Raw genomic sequence first — 22164 nt, 5'->3', positions numbered from 1 at the left:
AGCATTACAACAAGTTTCTGCGAAGCAGAGCCGACCGTGACAGCCGATAGCCTTCCCCCTTTCTCACACTCTAACCCCTATATATACCGGCTATTAACCTGCTGAAAAATATACTCTATCTCCCTTGAGTATATCTATCTCTAATAACATATAGCTGTCTATAAAAGGGTTCGCACATTTGGAGCAAAAGCAAAATGTCTGCTACGATAAAAAGTTCAGCCAATCGCACCTTTGATGTTTTGACCGGTTTTGATTACGATTAAGGCAGAAAGGAGCGATGGATATGAAAAACAGGCTGATACCTTGTGTTCTTGCCTGCCTGATGATTTTCCTCGTAGGTTGTAACGGTAACACAGCCAAAGAAGCTGCACAGGAGATTACGAAAACAGAGACTTCTTTTCCGGCTGGTAATACCGAAACAGATTCTCAGGAAGAAACGGCAGAAGAACCGGAAAGCACGACAGTTCAGGAAGAAACACCGATTACGGCAGAAGAAAGCCAATCAACCGCTGAAAGGCAGACGGTTGCGACTGTTCAGACAAAACCGGCGGAAGAAAAAACGGCTGATACTCCTGCAACCGAAAAGCCAAAGGCAGAGCCACCGAAGCAGACAACCACGCAGGCTGAACCCGAAAAACAAACGGAACAGCCAAAAGAACAGACAACTGCCGAACAAAAGCCGGTTGAAAAACCGACTGAAAAGCCGGCAGAACCGAAACCGACAGAGCCGCACAAGCAGACATTCGATGTCAGCCCTTATGTTAGTTACGCAAAAGAGTATGCGGTAAGCATAGGGCTTTCTCTTGACATCACGGCGACAGAATGTTGGGACAACCCCATATCCGCAAATCCTAACCGAAGCGGTATCAAGTCTGATATTGAAAGCAGACTGAACCGATACAAGAACAGCGAGGGTTTTACCGCTGTGTGGATATGGACAGAAAAGCTATCCGATACGGATTACAACATCTATATCGGCTACTGCTAAAACAAAATAATTTTAAGCGGACGCACTGAGTAAAATCGGTGCGTTTTTGCATTTCAAGGAGGAAAACGCAATGGTTAAAACAAAATTCAAGAAAGCCGTCTCGCTTATGTTGGCGGCGGTTATGAGCCTTACTGCTTTTACGGGCATTGGGGCAACGACAGCCTTTGCAGCCGTAGGAGAAAAAGCCGATGTGTACCTCGTCGATTATCCCCGAAGCGGAGATACCAATAACAACGGCGAATGGGGACACGGCAATCTCAACTATATGAACGGTTGGAAAGGCTTGTCCACAAAATATACAGGACTTCGTGCAATGGGTTCGTATTCGGGCAATATTGCCTACTGTATTGAACCGGGTACAGGTCAGCGGACTGGAGATACTCTCACCGAAAAGGACGAGAACTTCTTTAATAACATCAGCCCGAACGGAACGATTTCCGGCGATGACATTCGCCTGCTTATCGGTCGTATCTTGCAGTACGGCTACCGTGGAGGTATTTCGACAAGCTGGAAGTCGCAGAATGAAAGCGACGCAAACTGCATCGCACACGCTTATGCCACTCAGATTTTGATTTGGGAAACGATTGTCGGAGAAAGAGACGCAGGCTTTAATCACGTTTCTACCAGCGGATACAATGCCGTGCTTGAATGTGTAAGCACTGCACACCCACTCCGCAGTAAAATCTTGTCGTACTACAACAGTATGGTAACAAGTGTTCAGAATCACACCAAAGTGCCGAGCTTCTGCACAAGGTCAAGCGGTTCTGCAAAGGTAAACGAGCTTGAATGGAACGGAAGCAAGTATGTTGCTACTCTCACCGATACAAACGGTGTGCTTGGCAATTACAACTTCTCGGCAAACATTGACGGGGTTTCTTTCTCTGTCAGCGGAAACAAATTGACTGTTTCGATGGAGAAAGCTCCGAGCAAGGAATTTACCATCACAGCCGCAAAAAAGAACGGTGTCCGCAGAGGTGTTGTCGTATGGTCTGACGGTATCCATCAGAACGGAAACGGCATTCAGGATGTGGTCACTTATGCTCAGGAGGTCAGTGACCCTGTCAGCGGCTTTGTCAAAATGAAGGTAAGCTACGGCTCTTGTCAGATTGTAAAGACAAGTGAGGACGGAAAGGTTGACGGCATTCAGTTTACCATAAGCGGTAACGGTGTCAATCAGACTGTAACAACCGCAAACGGCGGTAAATTCCAACTGGATAACCTTATGCCCGGTGTTTACACGGTAACAGAACAGTCTATCGACAAATATGTTCCGCAGGAGGTTCACAGAGTAACTGTTGTTGCCGGTCAGGTGTCAAAGGTCAATTTCAATAATGTTCTCAAAAGAGGTAATCTTCAGGTCATCAAATCTTCTGAGGATAACTTGGTTGAGGGCGTTACCTTCCATCTTTACGGCACATCTCTTTCCGGTATTGCTGTCGATGAGTATGCCGTGACAGATAAGAACGGTGTTGCTTCTTTTGATGATGTGCTTATCAGCGGCACTACCCCATACACCATTGAGGAAGTGGATACCGCAATCCGTTATGTTGTGCCTGCAAATCAGACCGCACCGATTAACTGGAAAGAAGTAACCACAAGAAACTTCACGAACATTCTCAAAAAGTTCAGCGTAACCGTAACAAAGAGCGACCGAGAGGAAGGCACACCGCAGGGCGACGCTACCCTTGCCGGAGCAGTTTACGGTATCTATAAAGGCGAAACCCTTGTGGACAAGTATGTGACGGATAAGAACGGGCAGTTTACCACAAAGGAATATGTCTGTGATAATGACTGGACAATCCGTGAAATCACGCCGTCCGAGGGTTATCTGCTTGATACGACTGTTCACAAGGTCGGTGCTGAACCGCAGCTTTATACGGTGGAACACAATCAGACAGCAAATGATGTTACCGAACAGGTTATGAAAGGCAATATCGCCATTATCAAGCACACCGATGACGGCGAAACTCAGATTGAAACACCGGAAAACGGAGCAACCTTTGAAATCTATCTCAAATCTTCCGGCAGTTTTGACGCAGCAGAAGAAGATGAAAGAGATGTCATTGTCTGTGATGAAAACGGTTTCGGGCAGACAAAGGATATGCCTTACGGCGTATATACCGTTCATCAGACCTCCGGTTGGGAAGGTCGTGAGCTGATGAAGAACTTTGATGTGTTCATTGCTCAGGACGGACAGACCTACCGCTATCTTATCAACAACGCAAACTTTGAAAGCTATATCAAGGTTGTCAAGGTGGACGCAGAAAGCGGTAAAAACATTCCTTATGCCGGTGCAGGCTTCAAAATCTTTGACCCTGACGGCAATCAGGTAACAATGACCTTCACTTATCCTACTCCGACAACGATTGATACTTTCTACACCGACGCAAACGGACAGCTTGTGACACCGGAAAAACTGGAATACGGCAAGGGATATTCTCTTGTAGAAGTTCAGGCTCCTTACGGATATGTGCTTGACAGCACACCGGTGTACTTTGATGTGGCAGAGGAACATTCTTCCGATGAGGGTGGTATTACCGTGATTAAGGTCGATAAGCCTAATATGGCACAGAAAGGTACAGTCAGCATTGAAAAGACCGGCGAGGTGTTTTCAGGGGTAAATATCTCCGGCGTGGAAAACGCCGATGTGATTTATCAGCCTGTCTATGAAGTGAAAGGTCTTGCAGGTGCAGTTTATGAGATTAGCGCAGCAGAAGATATTATCACTCCCGACGGTACACTCCGTTATGCAAAGGGCGAGGTAGTAGATACTGTTACCACAGATGAAAACGGACTTGCCAAGAGTAAGGAGCTTTATCTCGGAAAATATACGGTGGTTGAAATTACTGCACCGGAGGGTATGGTCATCAACAAAGAAGCTCACGATGTTGAGCTGACTTATGCCGGTCAGGAAGTGTCTGTAACCGAAACCGCCACAAGCTTTGTAAACGACAGGCAGAAAGTAGCGGTAAGTCTTGAAAAGACTATTGAAAAGAACGACATCTTCAATATCGGCAACGGCGATGAAATGAAGAATATCAGCTTCGGACTTTTCGCCGCAGAAGAACTTGTTTCTGCAAGCGGTACTTCTATTCCGGCAGACGGACTGATTGAGATTATCTCACTTTCCGAGAACGGCAAGGCTGTTATCAAAACCGACCTTCCTTTCGGAAGCTACTATGTAAAGGAACTTGCCACCGATGAGCATTATATCCTTACCGACGCCAAGTATCCGTTCACTTTCAGCTATGCCGGTCAGGATACCGCAAATGTTGAGATTGCGGTCAATGACGGCAAGCCGATTGAAAACAAGCTCATTTACGGTTCTGTTTCCGGTAAGAAGATTACCGAAAACGGCGAAGCACTGGGAGGTGCTGTAATCGGTCTGTTTAAGGCTGATGAAACCGAATTTACAAAAGAAAATGCTTTGATGACTGCTACCTCCCAAAAAGACGGTAGCTTTTCTTTTGAGAAAGTACCGTATGGCAACTGGCTTGTAAGAGAAATCGAGCAGCCGGAGGGCTTCGTGCTTGATGAAACTTCTTATGAAGTTAAAATCTCCGAGGTCGCTCAGGTCATTGAGGTCGAAATCGTCAATGAGTATGTTCACGGCAATATCAAGTTGACTAAGGTCGATGAAGATTACCCGGACAACAAGCTGACAGGAGCGACCTTTGAGGTTTACAAAGATGTAAACGGCGACGGTAAACTGGATGACGCCGACGAGCTTATCGGAACTCTCTCCGAAACCTCTACCGGTATTTACGAGATGAAGGAACTTCTTTACGGAAAATACCTTGTAAGAGAAACCAAAGCACCGGATGGCTTTGAGCTTGATAAGGGTGTGTACTCTGTTTTCATTGAAAAAGATGAAACCACCTACGAGGTAGAAAACAAAGCCGGCGTCGGCTTTATTAACACAGCTATGAAAGGAAACCTGAAAATCGTTAAAACTTCCTCTGACGGTAAGGTTGAAGGCTTCACTTTCAGAGTTACAGGAGTAAACGGTTACGACCGAAGCTTCACGACCGATAAGAACGGCGAAATCATTATCGAGGGACTTCGTATCGGCGATTACACCATTTCCGAGGTTCAGGATAGTGTTTCTGCTTCCTATGTGCTTCCTGCGGATAAGATTGCAACCGTAAAGGTCGGTTCTACTACCGTTGTGGAAATGCACAATGAGCTGAGAGATACACCAAAGACCGGAGATAACAGCAATGTGGGCTTGTGGACGGCACTTGCGGGACTTTCTGCCCTCGGTATTGTCGGCACAGCCGTTGTTGCGTACAGAAAAAAGAAGAAGGAGGACAATGAGTAATGGACGCTAAAACAATCGTAGCAGTTGTATTAGTCGCCTTTATTATCGGCGGCTTTATCTTCTTGCAGATTAAGAACAGAAAGAAATAAGGAACGCTTGTGTGGGCGGAGTGAAAACTTCGCCCACCGTTCTTTTACGGAGGTGCATTATGAATAAGCAAAAGACGGTTGACAGCAAGGTGCTTGCAATACTCAGAGAATGCCCCGAAACGAGGTATGACGATATGCAGCTTATACAGCAGAGCGGATAGGTATCACGCTGGTACATCTGCTTTCTGGACTCTTCGGTTAAGTCCAAAACTGCTGTCGGAGTAGAAAATCCGACCGGGTGGCGAAAGTCACCTGTTACATAGCCAGAATTGACTGGTCATCAGTTCTGGCTATTTTTCTGTTCTTCTCTGATTTCAGATACAATGTGATGAATAAAGCGCCGGAAATGAGAGTATACTATCCCTTATCAAAGCATGTTCCCCTTATTTTTGAAAAGAAATAAAGGGAATTTTTATTTAAGGTAATTGACTATCCATTAAAATTCAATATAATATAAGGGAAAGAACGGAGGTTAAGGGAATGAGAGATTTTAACTACTCAACAATCCGGGAGCAGAAATGGGATTCTGAGATTCTGGGGCTTATCGCCGCAATCTATAAGGAAGCTGGAAAACAGGAGCTTTACCTGAAGCAGCGCCCGGATGAATTAGAGAAGCTGGTTGAGATTGCAAAGATTCAGAGTACAGAGGCATCCAATGCCATTGAGGGTATTGTTACCACTAATACACGAATCCGGCAGTTGGTTGAGGAGAAAACGACTCCCAGGAACAGAGATGAGCAGGAAATTGCGGGATACCGCGATGTACTTTCTATTATTCACGAAAGCTTTGATGCCATTCCTCTGACAAGAAACTACATCCTGCAGCTTCACAAGATTATGTACAGCCATATGAATAATCCAATGGCCGGACAGACAAAGAATGTCCAGAATTATATCAGCGCCACTTATCCGGATGGTCATACTGAAATTCTTTTCACTCCCCTCGCGCCTTTCGAAACGCCGAAGGCATTGGATCGGATTTGTGAAGAGTACAACAGGGTAATCGGAAATATGGAACTGGAGCCCTTGATTGCAGTTCCGGTTTTCATCCACGATTTCCTATGTATCCATCCCTTTAATGATGGAAACGGGAGAATGAGCCGTCTGCTGACTACACTGCTTTTGTATCGCTCTGGGTTCTACGTTGGCAAATACATTTCTCTGGAAGCCAAGATCGCGAAAAACAAGGATTTGTACTATGAGGCACTAAGCCGTTCGCAGCATGGCTGGCACGAAGGAACCGAGGATGCAGTTCCATTCATCAAATATTTGCTGGGTACCATTCTGGCTGCATATAAGGACTTTGGAGACCGGTTTGCTATCGTGGAGGAGAAACTTCCTGCCATTGATATGGTCCGAAAAGCCACCCTGAATAAAATCGGTCGTTTTACGAAGCAGGATATCAGGGAGCAGTGTCCATCACTGAGTCTTAGTTCTGTTGAAGGTGCACTGAGAAAATTGGTTGCAGCCGGTGAATTAAAACGCGAAGGTACGGGAAAATCTACTTGTTATATTCGTTTGAAATAGCATAGAAGAGAGGTTGACAAACTGAATACATTTACATAGCTGGAACTGACTGATCATCAGCTCTGGCTATTTTTTTATGCCCTTCTCCAGCTGCAGGTGCACATGCGGTCTCGAGAAGGGCTTCTCCGTTACTGCAGCAACAACCTGAATCAGTACGCAAAACGAGCCAATGAGACCGGCTCCATCTATACGGAGGATATCAAAGATTTGCAGAACAGGCAGAACGAGATCCGGGAAATTACGAAGGAGATCCTTGCCAGACTGGCAACGATCCAGTAAAAACGGTGTGGCAGGTATGCTGTCACACCGGATACATAAGCGACATCCTTGACATGAAATCAATCGCTTCATAAATTATCATTAGAACCGACAATGGAGGACGTATATATGTGGTTGATCAAACTCCCGTTTAGAATAATCGCACTGCCGATTATGGCAATCGTCGCTGTATTCTCAATTTTTTACTCCCTTGCATTGAACCTTTCCGCAATGGTCGTCGGCCTTTTATATCTGGTGCTGGTCGTCTGCATTGTGATGCTTTTGTTTCAACACGTCTGGATCTATGCTGCGCTGGTTTTTGGATTTGCAGTTCTGGTGTTCCGGGCAGTGATGTTTGCTGAAATGATCTCTTTGGGACTGGAAGCGCTGACGGGCAAGCTTTTGCAATTCATTTTTTCATAATAGTTTATAACATACCGGACCTGGGAAATAAAAAAACTCCTCAGGTCTTTTCTTATGCCAAAATTCGAGAAAGGAGCAGATGACCATGGTAGCAACAAGACTCATTCCCCTGCATGTAAACAAGAGGAAAACCATTGCTCAGAGTCTGGGTGACAGAACGGATTATGCAAAGAATCCGGAAAAGACCGAAAAGGGCGAACTGGTCACCGGCTATCAGAGTGACCCGATGACCGTGGACGAAGAGTTTATGCTGTCCAAGCGTCAGTATGAGCAGATCACCGGTCGGCGGCAAAAGCATGAAGTGATCGCCTATCAGATCCGCTAGTCCTTCAAACCGGGAGAGATCACGCCGGAGGAAGCAAACCGATTGGGGCATGAGCTGGCCCTTCGGTTTACCAAAGGAAAGTATGCCTTTATCGTGGCAACGCACACGGATCGAGCCCATGTGCATAATCATATCAGCAATCGAACTCCTCAAATTGCATTATTTGATTTTAAGGCATTTTTGAATATTTCGATGTTCTTGGTTGAAAGTGAAAATGCAAAAGTTCTCCGGCAGATCATGTTGGATATTGTTATTGATTTCGTTAATCAAAGGACGGGCGGTTCGACAAAATATATCAATCAACGTGACAGGGATTTTATCAGTGCGTTTTTGCAGGAAGAAAACTATAGACGTGAATTTACTGATGCTCTTAGAGACTATGTTTCCATGGGAAATAGCAAATATGCAATTTATACGGATAAAATTTACTAAAGCATTTTTCGAGAAAAAGCCCAGGAATATAAGCAGGTTTTACATTTGTCTAAAAGAGATAGCGTCAGAGATACGATGTATTCTGAGGTCTTAGATCTAATTGCGTCTTACGAATGTGGATTAGCGGCAATGATTAAGGATCAGTCTACGCAGTTGGGAAGAAAACTAAATAACTGGGAATTGTCAGGTTTGTTTTCAGCCTTTGAGTCATTACCTTTATGGAAGCCCCTGATTCTTAGAGCACGTACCAAAATGGCTAGTAGGGATATGGCTTTACGCGATGCATTTCATATGCAATTGGAAGAGTATATTAAGCCTCTGGAAGCAGAAGAATACGAGAAATTCTTAGGAGTCGCTGGCGATGAACTTGAATTGCTTATGCATGAGAATCAAGATGTATTGAAGAGATTGAAGGAGCGCAATTGATGGCCGATATACACTATATTTCAATAGATGAAGCACGGGATATTCATCTTGCAACCATTCGGAATAGTGGTGGTGGCGATTGCGGTGAACTCGACATAGGGAAACTTGAAAGTGTGTTGTGTCATATTCAAAACGATAATTAATATCCCACTTTTTTGGATAAGCTTTTGCATTTGTTTTATTGTTCTTGTAAATTTCACTGCTTTTGCGATGGTAATAAACGGATAGCTATTACTTTAACAGCAATGTTTTTGCTTAAAAATGGTTATATGGCAGTTGCTAATATATACTTTCGAGAAATGGAGAATATCAGTTATCATGTAGCAGCTGGACATATTGATGAAGATTTGCTTCGCAGAATTCTTGCTGCAATACTAACCTGTACATATGATTCTGATGAAGAACTAAAATTAGATATTTTTAATGCAATATCTGTGGAAGATGTTTTTATTGATTGGAATCGAAAACTTCTTTAGAATGTAATCATGAGTAGTCAAAACCATATCGCCATCCGGCTGTACTCACTGTATAATATTGAGTAATTTAATAAGGAAATCACGTTATCATTGCTGCCTGCAGAAGACAATGGTAGCCATATGTATGAACTAGAGGTTTCGCAAAGGCTAAAGCCCCAAGGTGGCAATGCCATCATTTTGCCACCCAAAATGCGTTTGACCCAGGCAGATTTCAATGTTCTTATTCAGACACAGAAGAACATAAAAGCAAGTAAAATCAAGGCATTCACGAACATAGGGAAACATTTGGATGCCAGCAAAATAACTCCCAACTTGTACTCCTAAGCGGTAGATCGGGTGTTCAAGTCACCTCGGGAACGCTGGAAGATGACGCCGTAGTCCTTTACTTTTTGTAAGGGGGTGCGGCGTTTTTTGATTTATATGGTGAAGCTGAGCTTTCATCGAAATTTGAAGACGGAGTCAGCATGATGACAGGATGAAACAGAAATTTCACTTGTATTTCCCATAAAAACTATTTATTATATGTCCATACCCCAATTATCGTAACAAAAATTTACCATATATAAGGAGGATTTCACCATGCTGAACACAGGAATCAAAGCTCCCAATTTTGAACTTCCGGATCAGAACGGAACAATACACACATTAGAAGAATACAGAGGAAAGAAGGTAATCCTGTATTTTTACCCAAAGGATAACACACCAGGCTGTACCAAACAGGCCTGCGGATTTTCTGAGCGGTATCCCCAGTTTATGGAAAAGGGAACTGTTGTTTTAGGCGTGAGCAGAGATACAGTGGCTTCTCACAAGAAATTTGAAGAAAAGTACGGTCTTGTATTTACTCTGTTGTCCGATCCGGAGCGCAAGGTCATTGAGGCCTATGATGTGTGGAAGGAAAAAAAGAACTATGGAAAGGTTTCCATGGGCGTCGTCCGTACAACCTATCTGATTGATGAAAATGGAATTATCATCCGTGCAAATGATAAGGTAAAGGCTGCGGAAGATGCAGAAAAGATGTTGGGTGAGCTGGAATGAGGATCATACTGTCACCGGCTAAAAAGATGAAGGAAGATCCGGATACGCTTGCATATATGGGTCTTCCCGAATTTCTGGATCAGACGGAGGAGATTTTAGCCTGGCTTAGATCAAGAACGCAGGAGGAGCTGAAACGGCTGTGGGTCTGTAATGACCGGATCGTGGGGCAGAACGTTGAACGTCTGGCCCACATGGATCTGAGAAAAAACCTTACCCCGGCAGTGCTCTCCTATGAAGGGATCGCCTATCAGTATATGGCTCCGGCTGTATTTGAAACAGGGCAGTTTGAATATATTCAGGAGCATCTGCGCATCCTGTCGGCTTTTTACGGCGTTTTAAGGCCTATGGACGGCGTGACGCCTTACCGCCTGGAGATGCAGGCCAGGGCCGCTGTCGGCGGATATAAGGATTTGTACGCTCTGTGGGGAAACAGGCTGTATGAGGCAGTAAGAGATGAAAGTGGAATCATCCTGAATCTGGCTTCCAAAGAGTATTCCAAATGTATTGAGGTCTGTCTTTCTGAAGAAGACAGATATATCACTCCGGTCTTTTGTGAAGAAGCCGGAGGAAAGCTTGTGACAAAGGGAACCTATGCAAAAATGGCCCGCGGGGAAATGGTTCGTTTTATGGCGGAAAACCGCATAGAGGATCCGTCAGAAATCCGCAGCTTTGACCGATTGGGATATCGGTTCAGAGAGGAGCTTTCTTCCGATACAAGGTACATATTTGAGAGAGTGAAGGCGGAATAGAACTAGGCTTCAAAGCATACATTTCCCTGTATCCATACCTGGCCCTTAAAACGGCGTCCGGGAACAGGCTCTCCTAAGAGATCGGCAGCGTTGATTGCAGCTGTAAAGAGCAGGTCGTTGCATTCCAGGCCCAGAAGAAAGATTTCTTCTCCGGTAATGCGGTTGATCCTGCGGTCCACAGATAAAATATTTCCAATGACAGAATACTGGTCACACTCAATGCCGGAGGGCATAAAGCAGGTGTCTACAATGGAATAAATATCCTCTCTTGCCACACGGCGTGATACAGAGGAGAAAAGATCAATATCTTCTACGGTCAGTGTTTCGATGGCCTCTTCATCGCCCCGTTTGGCGGCTTCGATGAGACGGCTGCGTTTGCTGGCCGCTTTTTTTCGGTCTTCCGTCTGCTGGGGTGTCTTCTGGACCGGAAGAAGGATTTTTCCATGAATGGACAGAGCCGAGAGCGAAGCGCTCTTTGGAAAGACCGGCTGGCTGTTTTTAAGGCGCAGGCGGTATTCCATCGAATTTTCCATATAAAAGATCAGAGAAATCCCTACCCGGTATTCATCTAAAAGGCCTGCAAAGGTTTCACGCTCCGTATGGCGCTGGATCGAGCAGTCCGCGGTGGATGTGACCTGGCTGCTTTCTACATATGGGAAATAGTATTCCTGCTTAAAGATTCCTCTCTGGCTTAAACGTCCGGCGATGGCAACGCCCATGCCGGGAGCGGTCTGTGCCCGCAGTTCGCAGAACATTTCTCCGTCAGATTCTTTTAAAATATCAGATTTGGAAGCGTCCTTTACAAGCTTTTTTAAAAGCTTATCCAGATCCTGGCGGGAGGTATACTGGCTGAATCCGATGGTTCGCATATATTTGTGCATAATGTCACCCTCTTTCTGAAAAACCATTCAGCCCATTATAGCCTACTTTCATAGAGATTGCCAGTGTTTTTTTCAGGAAACGCAGGGAATTCAAAAAGAGGATATATTGACAGTCCATGTTAAGATAATAAATATGATATTAAAAAATGAAAGGAACATCCATGGATCAGCTTACGAAAAAGCCGCTTTTTAATCCCCAGGGCGATACCAGTCTTAATGCAAGACGCATGATCGGGGGAAATACCACAAATCTGAATGATTTTAACAATATGCGCTATACCTGGGTCAAGGACTGGTACCGTCAGGCCATGAATAATTTCTGGATTCCTGAGGAAATCAGTCTGGGACAGGATAAGAAGGATTATCCGAAGCTGGCCCCTGCGGAACGGGCCGCCTATGATAAGATTTTAAGCTTTCTGGTGTTTTTGGATTCCATTCAGACAGCCAATCTTCCCAATATTGGAGAATACATTACTGCAAATGAGATTAACCTTTGTCTGAATATACAGACCTTTCAGGAATGTATCCACAGCCAGAGCTACAGCTATATGCTGGATACGATCTGCAGTCCCATTGAGCGTGACGCTATTTTGTACCAGTGGAAGACAGATGAGCATCTTTTAAGACGCAATACCTTTATCGGGGAATGTTACAATGGATTTCAGGAAAATAAAAGCCCTGAGGCCTTTCTGCGCGTCCTGATGGCAAATTATATTCTGGAAGGAATCTATTTTTACTCCGGATTCATGTTCTTTTACAATTTGAGCCGCAATGGAAAGATGCCCGGTTCTGCGCAGGAGATCCGTTATATCAATCGGGATGAAAATACCCATCTGTGGCTGTTCAGAAATATGATCCGGGAATTAAAGCAGGAACGTCCGGAGCTGTTTACAGACGAAAATGTGAAAATGATGAAGGAACTTCTGATGGAGGGCGTCCGCCAGGAAATCCTGTGGGGGGAATATGTGATCGGGGATCGTATTTCCGGCCTCACAGCCGAAATGATCCGGGATTATATTTATTATCTGGGAAATCTCCGCTGGGTGAGCCTGGGCTTTGACCCTGTCTATGAAGGATTTGAAAAGGAGCCGGAAAATATGGCCTGGGTCAGCCAGTATTCCAATGCAAATCTGGTAAAGACGGATTTTTTTGAGGCCCGGAGCACCGCTTATGCCAAGAGCACGGCCCTGATTGATGATTTATAAAAGAAAAGGATATGATATATGGAAATGATAATGCAGATTTTTAAGGAGGATGCAGAGCTTCAGGCGCTCTTAAGAACCGTTTTAGAGGGAATATGTTCTGATTTTACGGATGAAGCGTACAGTCTTGAGCTTCTGGAGGAAAAATTCCGCAGCTTTGCCAGACCGGGAATGGAAGAGCCGGAGCTTTGGGCGGCTCTCGTAAAAGCGGCAGTGGAGCTTACCAGCGCGCAGTCTCCAAAGTGGGAGCTGATCGCAGCCAGGCTTTTGGGAGCATCCTTCAGGCGGGAGCTGTCAGGACGGCTTAAAGTGCTGGGAATCACGGATTTTTACAGCAAGCTTTGTTATCTGACAGAGGAAAAACTCTATGGGGAATACATTTTGGAACACTATACAAAGGAGGAGATACAGGAGGCGGAGACGTTTTTATGTCCGGAAAGGAATCATCTGTTTACCTATTCCGGACTGGATCTGCTGCTTAAACGCTATGTGATCCGAAGCCGCCGTCAGGAGCCGTTAGAAACGCCTCAGGAGATGTTTTTGGGAATTGCCCTCCATCTTGCCATGGAAGAGAAAAAAGACCGCCTGTACTGGGTGAGAAAGTTTTATGATATGCTCAGCCGGATGTATGTGACTATGGCTACCCCTACGCTTTCCAATGCAAGAAAGCCTTACCATCAGCTTTCCAGCTGCTTTATTGATACGGTTTCCGACAGTCTGGAGGGAATTTACAGAAGCATTGACAATTTTGCCCGCGTCAGCAAATTCGGCGGCGGTATGGGACTGTATTTCGGAAAGGTACGTGCGGCCGGAAGCAGCATCCGGGGCTTTGAAGGTGCGGCCGGAGGTGTGATCCGCTGGATCCGTCTTGTAAATGATACAGCAGTAGCCGTAGATCAGCTGGGGATGCGCCAGGGAGCCGCCGCCGTATATCTGGATGCATGGCATAGGGATCTGCCGGAATTTCTTCAGCTCCGCACCAATAACGGCGACGATCGGATGAAGGCGCATGATATTTTTCCGGCTGTATGTTATCCGGATCGGTTTTGGAGACTGGCAAAGGAAAATCTGGATGCTCCCTGGCATCTGTTCTGCCCCCATGAGATCCATGAGGTAAAGGGCTATTTTCTGGAAGATTATTTTGGGGAAGAATGGGAAACGCGCTATGAGGAATGTGTGGCAGATTCCCGGTTAAGCCGCAGAACGGTGACGGTAAAGGAGCTGGTGCGTCTGATTATCAAATCTGCGGTGGAAACGGGAACGCCCTTTGCCTTTAACCGGGACATTGTAAACCGGGCCAATCCCAACAGCCATAAAGGAATGATTTACTGCTCCAATCTCTGTACGGAAATTGCGCAGAATATGTCTCCCATGGAAACCGTCAGCCAGACGGTAGAGACTGAGGACGGCGATCCTGTGGTTGTTACCAGGGTGCGTCCGGGGGATTTTGTGGTGTGTAATCTGGCGAGCCTTTCTCTGGGAAATATTCCTTTGGAGGAGGATGGCGTGTTAGAGGATACCGTGTGGACCGCAGTCCGGGCATTGGACAATGTAATTGGCCTTAATTTTTATCCTCTTCCCTATGCAGAGCTTACAAACCATGCATACAGAAGCATCGGGCTGGGAGTTTCCGGCTATCACCATATGCTGGCAAAGCGGAGGATTAAATGGGAGAGCCAGGAGCACCTTCTGTTTGTGGACAGGCTTTTTGAACGGATCAGCCAGGCTGCCATCGAGGCCAGTGCGGATCTGGGAAAGGAAAAGGGAAGCTATCCTCTGTTTGAGGGCAGCGGCTGGCAGACCGGAACCTATTTTTCCAGACGGGGCTATACGGGAAGCCGATGGAAACAGATTGCCGCAAAGGCAGCCCAGGGAATGCGGAATGCATATCTTTTAGCCATTGCTCCTACCAGCTCAACCAGTATCCTTTCGGGAACCACAGCCGGTATTGACCCCATTATGCACCGCTTCTATCTGGAAGAAAAAAAGGGAGCCATGCTCCCAAGGGTGGCCCCGGAGCTGACTCCCGAATCATACTGGTATTATAAAAATGCCCATCTGTTAGATCAGAGCTGGAGCATAAAAGCCTGCGGCATCCGCCAGCGCCATATCGACCAGGCTCAGAGCATGAACCTGTATATCACCAACAGCTATACCTTCCGCAAGGTTTTAAACCTGTATATCCAGGCCTGGGAAGAAGGCGTAAAGACGATTTACTATGTCCGCTCCAAGTCCTTAGAGGTGGAGGAATGTGAGAGCTGCTCTTCTTAGAGCAGCCCCATCAGAGAGGGTACGCCCAGAGAAAGTACAGGGATATAGGTAACTGCCAGCAGAAGGATAAAAAGTACAATAAAGTAAGGTAGTAAAGTTTTTGCTACCTGTTCAATGCTGATTTTGCTGATACCGCAGCCTACGAAAAGGACAGATCCTACAGGCGGCGTTATATTTCCCATACACATATTAAAAATCAGCATAACACCGAACTGGATATTGCTCATTCCAAGGCTTTCTGCAATAGGAAGGAAAATCGGTGTGAAGATCAGGATTGCAGGAGTAATATCCATAAACATACCAATTACCAGCAGAATTACATTCATCAGCAGCAGGATCACATATTTGTTAGAAGAAACAGACATAATAGCCGTACTGATGGCTGCCGGGATTCCTGAATATGCCATTACAAAGGACATAGCTGAGGAGGCGGAGATCAGGAACAGGATAATGCCGCTGGTGCAGGCACTGCTTACCAGGATTTTAGAAAAACTCTTAAAGTTAATGCTTTTGTAGCAGAGAGAAAGAATCAGGCAGTACAGTACGGAAATACCTGCCCCCTCAGTTGCTGTAAAGATACCACTTACAATACCGCCAATTACGATGATAATCAGCAGAAGGCTGGGAAGAGCCTCCAGAGTAACCTTTACTGCAGTCTGCATGGATGGAAAGCCTGAGGTTGGATACTTATGTTTTTTTGCATACAAAAAAGCTACAACCATAGAACCAAGCCCCATGAGAAGTCCTGGAACATAACCGGCCATAAACAGTGTGGAAATAGATACTCCGCCTGCAACCGTGGAATATACGATAAATGCGCTGGTTGGCGGAATCAGAAGACCGGTAGGTGCGGAAGCAATATTAGCTGCCGTTGCAAAGGCTGGATCATAGCCCTCTTCCTTCTGGATCGGGTAGATGCAGCCTCCCATGGCAGAAGCTGCGGCAACAGAGGAACCGGAAAGCGCTCCAAAGAGCATATTGCCTACAATATTAGCTAAAGCCAGAGAGCCGGGACACCAGCCTACAAAAAGCTGAGCGAAGTTTACAAGGCGTTTGGCAATACCACCGTTGTTCATTATGTTTCCTGCCAGGATAAACAGCGGGATTGCAAGAAGGGAAAAGCTTTCCACACCGCTGTTCATTTTTTGCATGGTGATAAAGGTAATCTGATCCCAGGAGAGGGAGGATACCGCAGCAACAATAGAAGAAATTACAATGCCTACGGAAATGGGACAGCCAAGGAAAAGAAGGGCTGCAAATACCGCAAACAGGACGGCCGTTGTAATACCAATACTCATGACTCATTTTCTCCTTCAATTTTAATACCTGTCACATCCTCATAAAGATTGATGAGCTGTGCAATAATGATAAAAATACCTGAAACAGGAGCCATTGCATAAACCAGACTTCTTGGAATGCCAAGAAGGGCAGAATAAACCTTCTGGGCGCTCATGGCCAGCTTAAAACCGCCGATGGTGATAATAAAAATGGCAAATATAAGAATCAGGGTGTCAATGCAGATCATAAGGATCCGGCGGCCTTCTGGCTTTAAGCTTTCCTGAAGGAGCACAAGCGACATATGCTCCCTTGTACTGAATGCATAGGCAGCGCCGATAAATCCGGTCCAGATCAGGGAATAACGTACCAGCTCCTCCGTAAATGCGGCAGGGCTGTTTAAGACATAACGTGTAAATACCTGATACAGTACTAAAAACGTCATTACGGAAAGAAGAAGTGTTGCAATTCTGGACAAAAGAAAAGTCATCCATTTTTTTACAGATGTTAAAAATTCTCTCATATAGCCTCTCCTATTCTGCTGAATTGATAATGTCAAGCAGGGTCTGTACACCGGGATACTGACTGCAGTAATCGGAAATCATACCTGCAGTAGCCTGACGAAACGCCTCTTTATTCACATCCTCAACAAAGGTGACATCCATGGTTTCGGACGCCTCTTTTTTTGCTTCTTCAATCGCTGTGTTCCATGCAATTTTATGGCTGTCTGTGGATTTTCTGGCTGCCTCCAGAATAATCTGCTGATCCTCGGGAGTAATGGACTTCCATACTTTGGAGCTCATAACCATAACATCCGGAATCATGGCATGCTGGTCGGAGGAAAATACTTTACAGATTTCTCCGTGCTTTCCGGTGGTGAGGGCTGTTTCGTTATTTTCTGTTCCGTCAATAATACCGGTTTGAAGAGAGGTGTACACATCTCCATAGGACATCGCCACAGGAATACCACCTAAGGCTTTTAGCATATCGGTTTGGGATTTCATATCCTGTACACGGATTTTCAGGCCTTTTAAATCTTCAGGAGTGCGGATTGCCTTATCCTTTGTATAGAAAGAACGTGCGCCGGAGGTGTAGTAGGTTAAGGTTACAAAGCCGTCATTCTCTGTGGAAAGGAAAAAGTCCTGCATGGGACGGGAATCCATTTTGTGGTAAAAATCATCGGTACTGTCAAAGATATACGGCAGCCCAAAGGTATGATACGCTTCATTGTAGGTTGCCAGTCCGGGGGCTGAGACTTTTGTCATAGAAATAACGCCGGCCATCAGCTGCTCCATATTTTCGTTCTCAGAACCAAGCTGGCCGTTTGGAAAAATCTGAACCTGAATTCTTCCATCTGTGAGTTCTTCTACATTTTGTGCAAATTCCGTCATGGCAATATGTACGGTATGAGTTTCGCTGAGCCCATGAGCCAGAGAAAGGATCATAGGATTTTCTCTGGTAGCCTCTGCGCTGGAAGCAGCGCTCTGGGAAGCACAGCCAGAAAGCCCGGCTGCTGCAATAACCAGAGCGGCGCTGATTGCTGCAAGTTTCTTCACACTAGTTACTCCTTTCATACTTAAAAATAGTGATCTGCAGTTTTTGGCTGCAATTGTAAGCTTACATACCGATCAGATCGAATTGCTCAAAGGAAACAAGAACCTGATGATCCTTTTTGGGGTTATTATATTTAATCTGAACGGATTTCAGAGTCTGGCTGTAATACCAGCCGCAGCCAGCCTCCTCAAATTTACGACGGTGAAGGAAATGTGGGAGTATTTCTCCATTAACGCTTACCCAGTAAGGGGCTTTCTCACGGTGAATCATATCCAGAGCGATGGTCTCAACGGAGGTTTCAAAGCTTCCTTCCTGTTTAAAGCCAATGACAGTACGTTCGCCTGCAGTCATGGTGATAACGGTTTTTAAGTATAGCCCTTTCTCATAATCCATGGATACGCCGTCATCTTCATAAAGTATAAAGGAACCGTCTTTGTCAGGCGCACACAGGATGGTAAGTCCTGTGACTGTTTCATTCATCAGATTCATCATCTGGTTTGATGCCATGGGGATCAAGGCGCCGCTTCGCACAAACAGAGGAATGCTTCCCAGATTTACAGGGAATTCGATGGTCTGTCCGCCCTCATATACTTCTCTTGTATAGAAGTCATAGAAGGCGCTTCCTTCGGGGAGATAGACGCTGCGGATTTTTGCGCCCTTTTCCACTACATTTGCTACCAGAAGAGAATCACCGAACATAAAGTTAATTCCGTCCTCATAGCAGGCAGGATCATTCTGGAAGGCGTAGCACATGGGTTCCATAATCGGAAGTCCTGTGGTATGGGCCCGCTCCATCAGAGAATACAGATAGGGGAACAGGCGGTAACGCAGCAGAATTGCGCTGCGGATGTAGCCGGTACAGCCGCTGTACATCCAGGGTTCGGTAACGGTGTTATCCGTATTGGTAGAATGGATGGAGAAACGGGGCTGGAAAATACCATTCTGGATCCAGCGGACTAGAAGCTCGGCTTCCGGAGCAGGGCCAAAGAAGCCTCCGATATCGCATCCCTGATTGGCTACACCGGAGAGTCCCATTCCAAGTATGGTTGCAATATTGTATTTCAGGGAATCCCAGCAGGTCAGGTTATCGCCTGCCCAGGTCTGGGCGTATTTCTGAATTCCGCAATGGCCGGAACGGCATACGATATAGGGACGTGTGTTTTCAAAGGTTTCATGGATTGCTTCATCTGTGATATGGCACATAATATTGGACATAACAGATTTTAACTGACCGATGGTAGCGCCTTTTCCCTCAAAGGATACCCGGCAGTCCTTATCTACCATGGAATCATATTCGCAGTTATCATTCCAGATGGAGCTTGTACCATAGTCTAGCACATTTTCTTTTAACATCATTTTCCAGTTTTCACGGGTAGAGGAGCTGGTAAAGTCTGTAAACATACCTTTTCCGCCCCACCAGGTTCCGATACCCGGCTGATCACTGTCGCTGGCTTTTACAAACATGCCTTTGGCTTTCATTTCTTCCAGTCTGGGATGTACCAGCAAAATACCCGGCTTTACATTGGGAGATACGCAGACGCCTCGTTTTTTCATCTGTGCAAAGAAATCTTTAGGATTTTTAAAGCGTTTTTTGTTCCAGGTAAACACACAGCGCTTGATTCCTTCCTCTGTTTCGATGGCGCAGTAACCGGAAGAAAGCTGAAAGCCGTCTACAGGGATCCCTTCTTCTTTTGTGGTGTCAATAAATTCCGTGATGGCATCGTCACAGTTTTCTTCCAGTTCGGGATAGTACATGGAAGAACCCAGATATCCTAGGGCATACTTGGGAAGCAGGGCAGACTTTCCGGTCAGATCTGTGTAGCGCTCGACAATCTGGCTGATAGATGGTCCGGCTATGAGGAACAGGTCAATATCGCCTCCATCTGTACGGAAACGGCTGTGGGGCTTCCAGTAGTTTCGTTTTTCACGTCCCATATCAAAGTCGCATTCCCAGGTACAGTGATAGAAGTAACCGACTGCCTTTTTTGTGCCAGGGTTTAATTTGATATAAAATGGAATGTGCTTATAGAGGGAATCGGTTTCTTTGGGGTCATATCCCATGGAGTCTCCGGGGCTCATTACCATAAATTTCTGAGCCTTATTAAATTCGCCGCTTTTTTCGCCGAAACCAAAAAAGCAGTCCTGAGCATTGATCTCACTTGTATGGATCCGGCGGTGGTTTGAATCCTCCAGATAGGCAAGATCCGGGATATCCGCATGAATCTGTGAGCCTTCACGGTCATATACACAGATTCGGAAAGGATCCTTTTCAATCACAACCTTGAGTTCTTTACCCTGAATTACAGCCTGCACTGCGCTGTCTTCAATCAGTTCAGCTTCTGCCGGTGCTACACGCTTTCTGTAATGCTTCATAAAGCCGTCCATTCTGTCTTCCCAGGCAGTCATTACCAGACTGTAGGATTCTTCGCAAAAATCGCCATCAAATCCTGCTCTGATTCTCAGAATATGATCTGTAAGAAAGAGAAGGCGGATTTCTATGCAGTTGGTGGAAATGCAGAAAACAGAGCCCTTCTTTGTTACATTGCCGGCATTCATACATACCTTCATCAATGAGTTCCTCCTGTTTGTAAAATGTATACTTTCGATCGGTTCTGTGGTAATATAATAATAAAACAGAATCGGCAAAACCAGACGAATATTGCAGTATATTGTAATAAATTTTACATTTCTTGCGTTTTTTTGTGTGGATGAAATAAAAAAAGAGAAAAGGATATAGAAAGTCAATAAAAATTATGGTGAAAATGTAAGCACTTACAACAAAAGACACAACTTAAATAAATGCAAAGGAGGAGGGAGTAGTAAAAATGATCGATCAGGCAGGCATCATGATGGCTCAGGGGGCTTTAATTGCCAGTGAACGTATCATAGGAGTCAATGATAATATGGCACAGTCCCATTATCATGAATATTTTGAGCTGTATTATCTTGAAACAGGAGAACGGTTTCATATGGTACAGGACCGGTGCTATAAAATGACAGCCGGTGAATTTATTATTTTCCCACCCTATGTAATGCACTATTCATATGGCGAAAAAGATATGCCATTCAAAAGGCTGGTGTTGTATTTCAGACAGGAGGAACTGGGATCAGATGAGATATTCAGAGAGCTTTGCAGAGAACGGGGAATTTGCCGTCTGGATACAAAGAAGCGTACACAAATTCACCGGATTATGGAGCAGCTGTTGGAGGAGCAGAAGGATCCGGGACGTTTTACGGTAAGTTATCGCAAAGCTCTTTTAAATTTGCTTGCAGCTGTAATTGTCAGGGCAGATCTGCCTCCGGTCAGACAGGAGAAACGAAGCCGGATTAATGAAATAATAAGTTATATTCACAGTCATTATTATGAAGATTTAAAGCTGGAGTGCCTTGCGCAGCAGTTTTATATCAGCCCCTGGTATCTTTGCAGGGAGTTCAAGCGCTATACAAACAGCACACTGGTTAATTATATTAATGTAACCCGTATTATGAATGCTCAGAGGAGTTTTATGGAAACGGATAAAAATGTGACTCAGATTAGCCAGGAAGTAGGATTTTCAAGTCTGACCCACTTTAACCGGGTATTTAAAGCTGTAACAGGAACCACTCCTTCTGAGTACAAAAGACAGTTTCGTACCTATAAAGCTAAAACAGCCGATTCCCGGTAGCATATGAGCCCGGAATCGGCTGTTTCGCCTAGCGGATATTATTATCAGCCGGTATGATAATTGCGGCAATCACATAGGCAGCCACTCCTGCGCCTATGGTAACGCAGGTGAATATAGCCCAGGCCAGGCGCACGAGGGTGGGATCAATGTCAAAATATTCTCCGATCCCGCCGCATACGCCGCTGAGCATACGGTTGGAAACAGAACGGTATAATCGTTTATTCATAATCAGAAAGACCTCCTTTGTATGAAAATGTTAAATTTCAG

18 protein-coding genes and 2 pseudogenes are annotated in these 22164 nt (G+C 45.3%); 14 read left to right on the top strand and 6 right to left on the bottom strand.

Going from position 1 to position 22164, the window contains the following annotated elements; translation table 11 throughout:
• Positions 1-283 precede the first annotated feature (283 nt).
• From WKT10_RS05690 to yaaA, 11 genes and pseudogenes are all read left to right on the top strand, one after another.
• A complete protein-coding gene (locus tag WKT10_RS05690) occupies positions 284-988 on the top strand; it encodes a hypothetical protein (protein WP_024721696.1) in 705 nt (234 codons plus the stop codon).
• Between the two features lie 70 nt (positions 989-1058).
• Positions 1059-5309, top strand: coding sequence for a SpaA isopeptide-forming pilin-related protein (locus tag WKT10_RS05685; RefSeq protein ID WP_015573073.1), 4251 nt, complete (start codon positions 1059-1061; stop codon positions 5307-5309).
• Between the two features lie 569 nt (positions 5310-5878).
• Complete coding sequence (locus tag WKT10_RS05680; protein WP_066543384.1) at positions 5879-6925, top strand: Fic family protein; 1047 nt, start codon at positions 5879-5881, stop codon at positions 6923-6925.
• Positions 6926-7027: 102 nt separating this feature from the next.
• On the top strand, positions 7028-7204 hold the full coding sequence (gene mobC / locus WKT10_RS05675; protein WP_445292998.1) for a plasmid mobilization relaxosome protein MobC: 177 nt from the start codon (positions 7028-7030) through the stop codon (positions 7202-7204).
• A 108-nt stretch (positions 7205-7312) separates the two neighbouring features.
• Complete coding sequence (locus WKT10_RS05670; RefSeq protein ID WP_066543375.1) at positions 7313-7606, top strand: hypothetical protein; 294 nt, start codon at positions 7313-7315, stop codon at positions 7604-7606.
• 85 nt (positions 7607-7691) lie between these two features.
• A pseudogene (locus WKT10_RS05665) lies at positions 7692-8066 on the top strand (relaxase/mobilization nuclease domain-containing protein); the annotation flags it as partial.
• Between the two features lie 342 nt (positions 8067-8408).
• Positions 8409-8789, top strand: a complete 381-nt coding sequence (locus WKT10_RS05660; protein WP_340276015.1) for a hypothetical protein — start codon at positions 8409-8411, stop codon at positions 8787-8789.
• A gap of 155 nt (positions 8790-8944) precedes the next feature.
• Positions 8945-9031: pseudogene (locus WKT10_RS16015) on the top strand (Fic family protein); the annotation flags it as partial.
• 27 nt (positions 9032-9058) lie between these two features.
• Complete coding sequence (locus WKT10_RS05655; RefSeq protein WP_296034802.1) at positions 9059-9265, top strand: hypothetical protein; 207 nt, start codon at positions 9059-9061, stop codon at positions 9263-9265.
• Positions 9266-9844: 579 nt separating this feature from the next.
• Positions 9845-10300: a thioredoxin-dependent thiol peroxidase gene (gene bcp / locus WKT10_RS05650; protein WP_066543362.1), complete on the top strand. Its 456-nt coding sequence runs from the start codon at positions 9845-9847 to the stop codon at positions 10298-10300.
• Complete coding sequence (gene yaaA / locus WKT10_RS05645) at positions 10297-11049, top strand: peroxide stress protein YaaA (RefSeq protein WP_296034799.1); 753 nt, start codon at positions 10297-10299, stop codon at positions 11047-11049. Before bcp ends, yaaA begins: the two co-directional genes overlap by 4 nt.
• 2 nt (positions 11050-11051) lie before the next feature.
• On the opposite strand, the gene WKT10_RS05640 is transcribed toward yaaA, so the two are convergent.
• A complete protein-coding gene (locus WKT10_RS05640; RefSeq protein WP_066543359.1) occupies positions 11052-11930 on the bottom strand; it encodes a DUF3881 family protein in 879 nt (292 codons plus the stop codon).
• 161 nt (positions 11931-12091) lie between these two features.
• Here WKT10_RS05640 and WKT10_RS05635 point away from each other — a divergent pair, with 161 nt between their 5' ends.
• Entirely contained in the window at positions 12092-13135 is a 1044-nt protein-coding gene (locus WKT10_RS05635; protein ID WP_066543542.1) for a ribonucleotide-diphosphate reductase subunit beta, read from the top strand.
• Positions 13136-13153: 18 nt separating this feature from the next.
• Positions 13154-15403 carry a ribonucleoside-diphosphate reductase subunit alpha gene (locus tag WKT10_RS05630; protein ID WP_445292997.1) on the top strand — a complete coding sequence of 750 codons (2250 nt, stop codon included), beginning with the start codon at positions 13154-13156 and terminating at the stop codon, positions 15401-15403.
• Here the strand turns inward: WKT10_RS05630 and WKT10_RS05625 are convergent.
• The 4 genes from WKT10_RS05625 to WKT10_RS05610 all read right to left on the bottom strand — a co-directional run bounded on the left by WKT10_RS05625 (position 15400) and on the right by WKT10_RS05610 (position 20800).
• The gene (locus WKT10_RS05625; protein WP_337434409.1) at positions 15400-16701 is read right to left on the bottom strand and encodes a TRAP transporter large permease; all 1302 of its coding nucleotides are present in this window, start codon (positions 16699-16701) and stop codon (positions 15400-15402) included. The two genes, WKT10_RS05630 and WKT10_RS05625, sit on opposite strands and share 4 nt — an antisense overlap.
• Positions 16698-17201, bottom strand: a complete 504-nt coding sequence (locus WKT10_RS05620) for a TRAP transporter small permease (protein WP_066543356.1) — start codon at positions 17199-17201, stop codon at positions 16698-16700. The genes WKT10_RS05625 and WKT10_RS05620 overlap by 4 nt, the downstream gene beginning before the upstream one ends.
• Positions 17202-17211: 10 nt before the next feature.
• Positions 17212-18234: a TRAP transporter substrate-binding protein gene (locus tag WKT10_RS05615; protein WP_340276008.1), complete on the bottom strand. Its 1023-nt coding sequence runs from the start codon at positions 18232-18234 to the stop codon at positions 17212-17214.
• 61 nt (positions 18235-18295) lie between these two features.
• Positions 18296-20800 (bottom strand): glycoside hydrolase family 31 protein, encoded by a 2505-nt coding sequence (locus tag WKT10_RS05610; RefSeq protein ID WP_066543344.1) that lies wholly within the window; start codon positions 20798-20800, stop codon positions 18296-18298.
• A 257-nt stretch (positions 20801-21057) separates the two neighbouring features.
• Here WKT10_RS05610 and WKT10_RS05605 point away from each other — a divergent pair, with 257 nt between their 5' ends.
• Positions 21058-21897: a helix-turn-helix transcriptional regulator gene (locus WKT10_RS05605; protein ID WP_066543335.1), complete on the top strand. Its 840-nt coding sequence runs from the start codon at positions 21058-21060 to the stop codon at positions 21895-21897.
• A gap of 28 nt (positions 21898-21925) precedes the next feature.
• On the opposite strand, the gene WKT10_RS05600 is transcribed toward WKT10_RS05605, so the two are convergent.
• Positions 21926-22123 (bottom strand): PspC domain-containing protein, encoded by a 198-nt coding sequence (locus tag WKT10_RS05600; protein WP_066543333.1) that lies wholly within the window; start codon positions 22121-22123, stop codon positions 21926-21928.
• Positions 22124-22164: the final 41 nt, after the last annotated feature.

The sequence above is a fragment of the Enterocloster sp. HCN-30185 genome, from assembly GCF_037890305.1.
Taxonomy (GTDB): Bacteria; Bacillota; Clostridia; order Lachnospirales; family Lachnospiraceae; genus Enterocloster.
This window is presented reverse-complemented; position numbering and strand designations above follow the sequence as displayed.

What these genes read in the sequence shown, in the direction of transcription:
- WKT10_RS05690 (WP_024721696.1), top strand. Translation starts at nt 284, where the DNA reads ATGAAAAACAGGCTGATACCTTGTGTTCTTGCCTGCCTGATGATTTTC.
- WKT10_RS05685 (WP_015573073.1), top strand. Translation starts at nt 1,059, where the DNA reads ATGGTTAAAACAAAATTCAAGAAAGCCGTCTCGCTTATGTTGGCGGCG.
- WKT10_RS05680 (WP_066543384.1), top strand. Translation starts at nt 5,879, where the DNA reads ATGAGAGATTTTAACTACTCAACAATCCGGGAGCAGAAATGGGATTCT.
- mobC (WP_445292998.1), top strand. Translation starts at nt 7,028, where the DNA reads ATGCGGTCTCGAGAAGGGCTTCTCCGTTACTGCAGCAACAACCTGAAT.
- WKT10_RS05670 (WP_066543375.1), top strand. Translation starts at nt 7,313, where the DNA reads ATGTGGTTGATCAAACTCCCGTTTAGAATAATCGCACTGCCGATTATG.
- WKT10_RS05655 (WP_296034802.1), top strand. Translation starts at nt 9,059, where the DNA reads ATGGCAGTTGCTAATATATACTTTCGAGAAATGGAGAATATCAGTTAT.
- bcp (WP_066543362.1), top strand. Translation starts at nt 9,845, where the DNA reads ATGCTGAACACAGGAATCAAAGCTCCCAATTTTGAACTTCCGGATCAG.
- yaaA (WP_296034799.1), top strand. Translation starts at nt 10,297, where the DNA reads ATGAGGATCATACTGTCACCGGCTAAAAAGATGAAGGAAGATCCGGAT.
- WKT10_RS05640 (WP_066543359.1), bottom strand. Translation starts at nt 11,930, where the DNA reads ATGCACAAATATATGCGAACCATCGGATTCAGCCAGTATACCTCCCGC.
- WKT10_RS05635 (WP_066543542.1), top strand. Translation starts at nt 12,092, where the DNA reads ATGGATCAGCTTACGAAAAAGCCGCTTTTTAATCCCCAGGGCGATACC.
- WKT10_RS05630 (WP_445292997.1), top strand. Translation starts at nt 13,154, where the DNA reads ATGGAAATGATAATGCAGATTTTTAAGGAGGATGCAGAGCTTCAGGCG.
- WKT10_RS05625 (WP_337434409.1), bottom strand. Translation starts at nt 16,701, where the DNA reads ATGAGTATTGGTATTACAACGGCCGTCCTGTTTGCGGTATTTGCAGCC.
- WKT10_RS05620 (WP_066543356.1), bottom strand. Translation starts at nt 17,201, where the DNA reads ATGAGAGAATTTTTAACATCTGTAAAAAAATGGATGACTTTTCTTTTG.
- WKT10_RS05610 (WP_066543344.1), bottom strand. Translation starts at nt 20,800, where the DNA reads ATGAAGGTATGTATGAATGCCGGCAATGTAACAAAGAAGGGCTCTGTT.
- WKT10_RS05605 (WP_066543335.1), top strand. Translation starts at nt 21,058, where the DNA reads ATGATCGATCAGGCAGGCATCATGATGGCTCAGGGGGCTTTAATTGCC.
- WKT10_RS05600 (WP_066543333.1), bottom strand. Translation starts at nt 22,123, where the DNA reads ATGAATAAACGATTATACCGTTCTGTTTCCAACCGTATGCTCAGCGGC.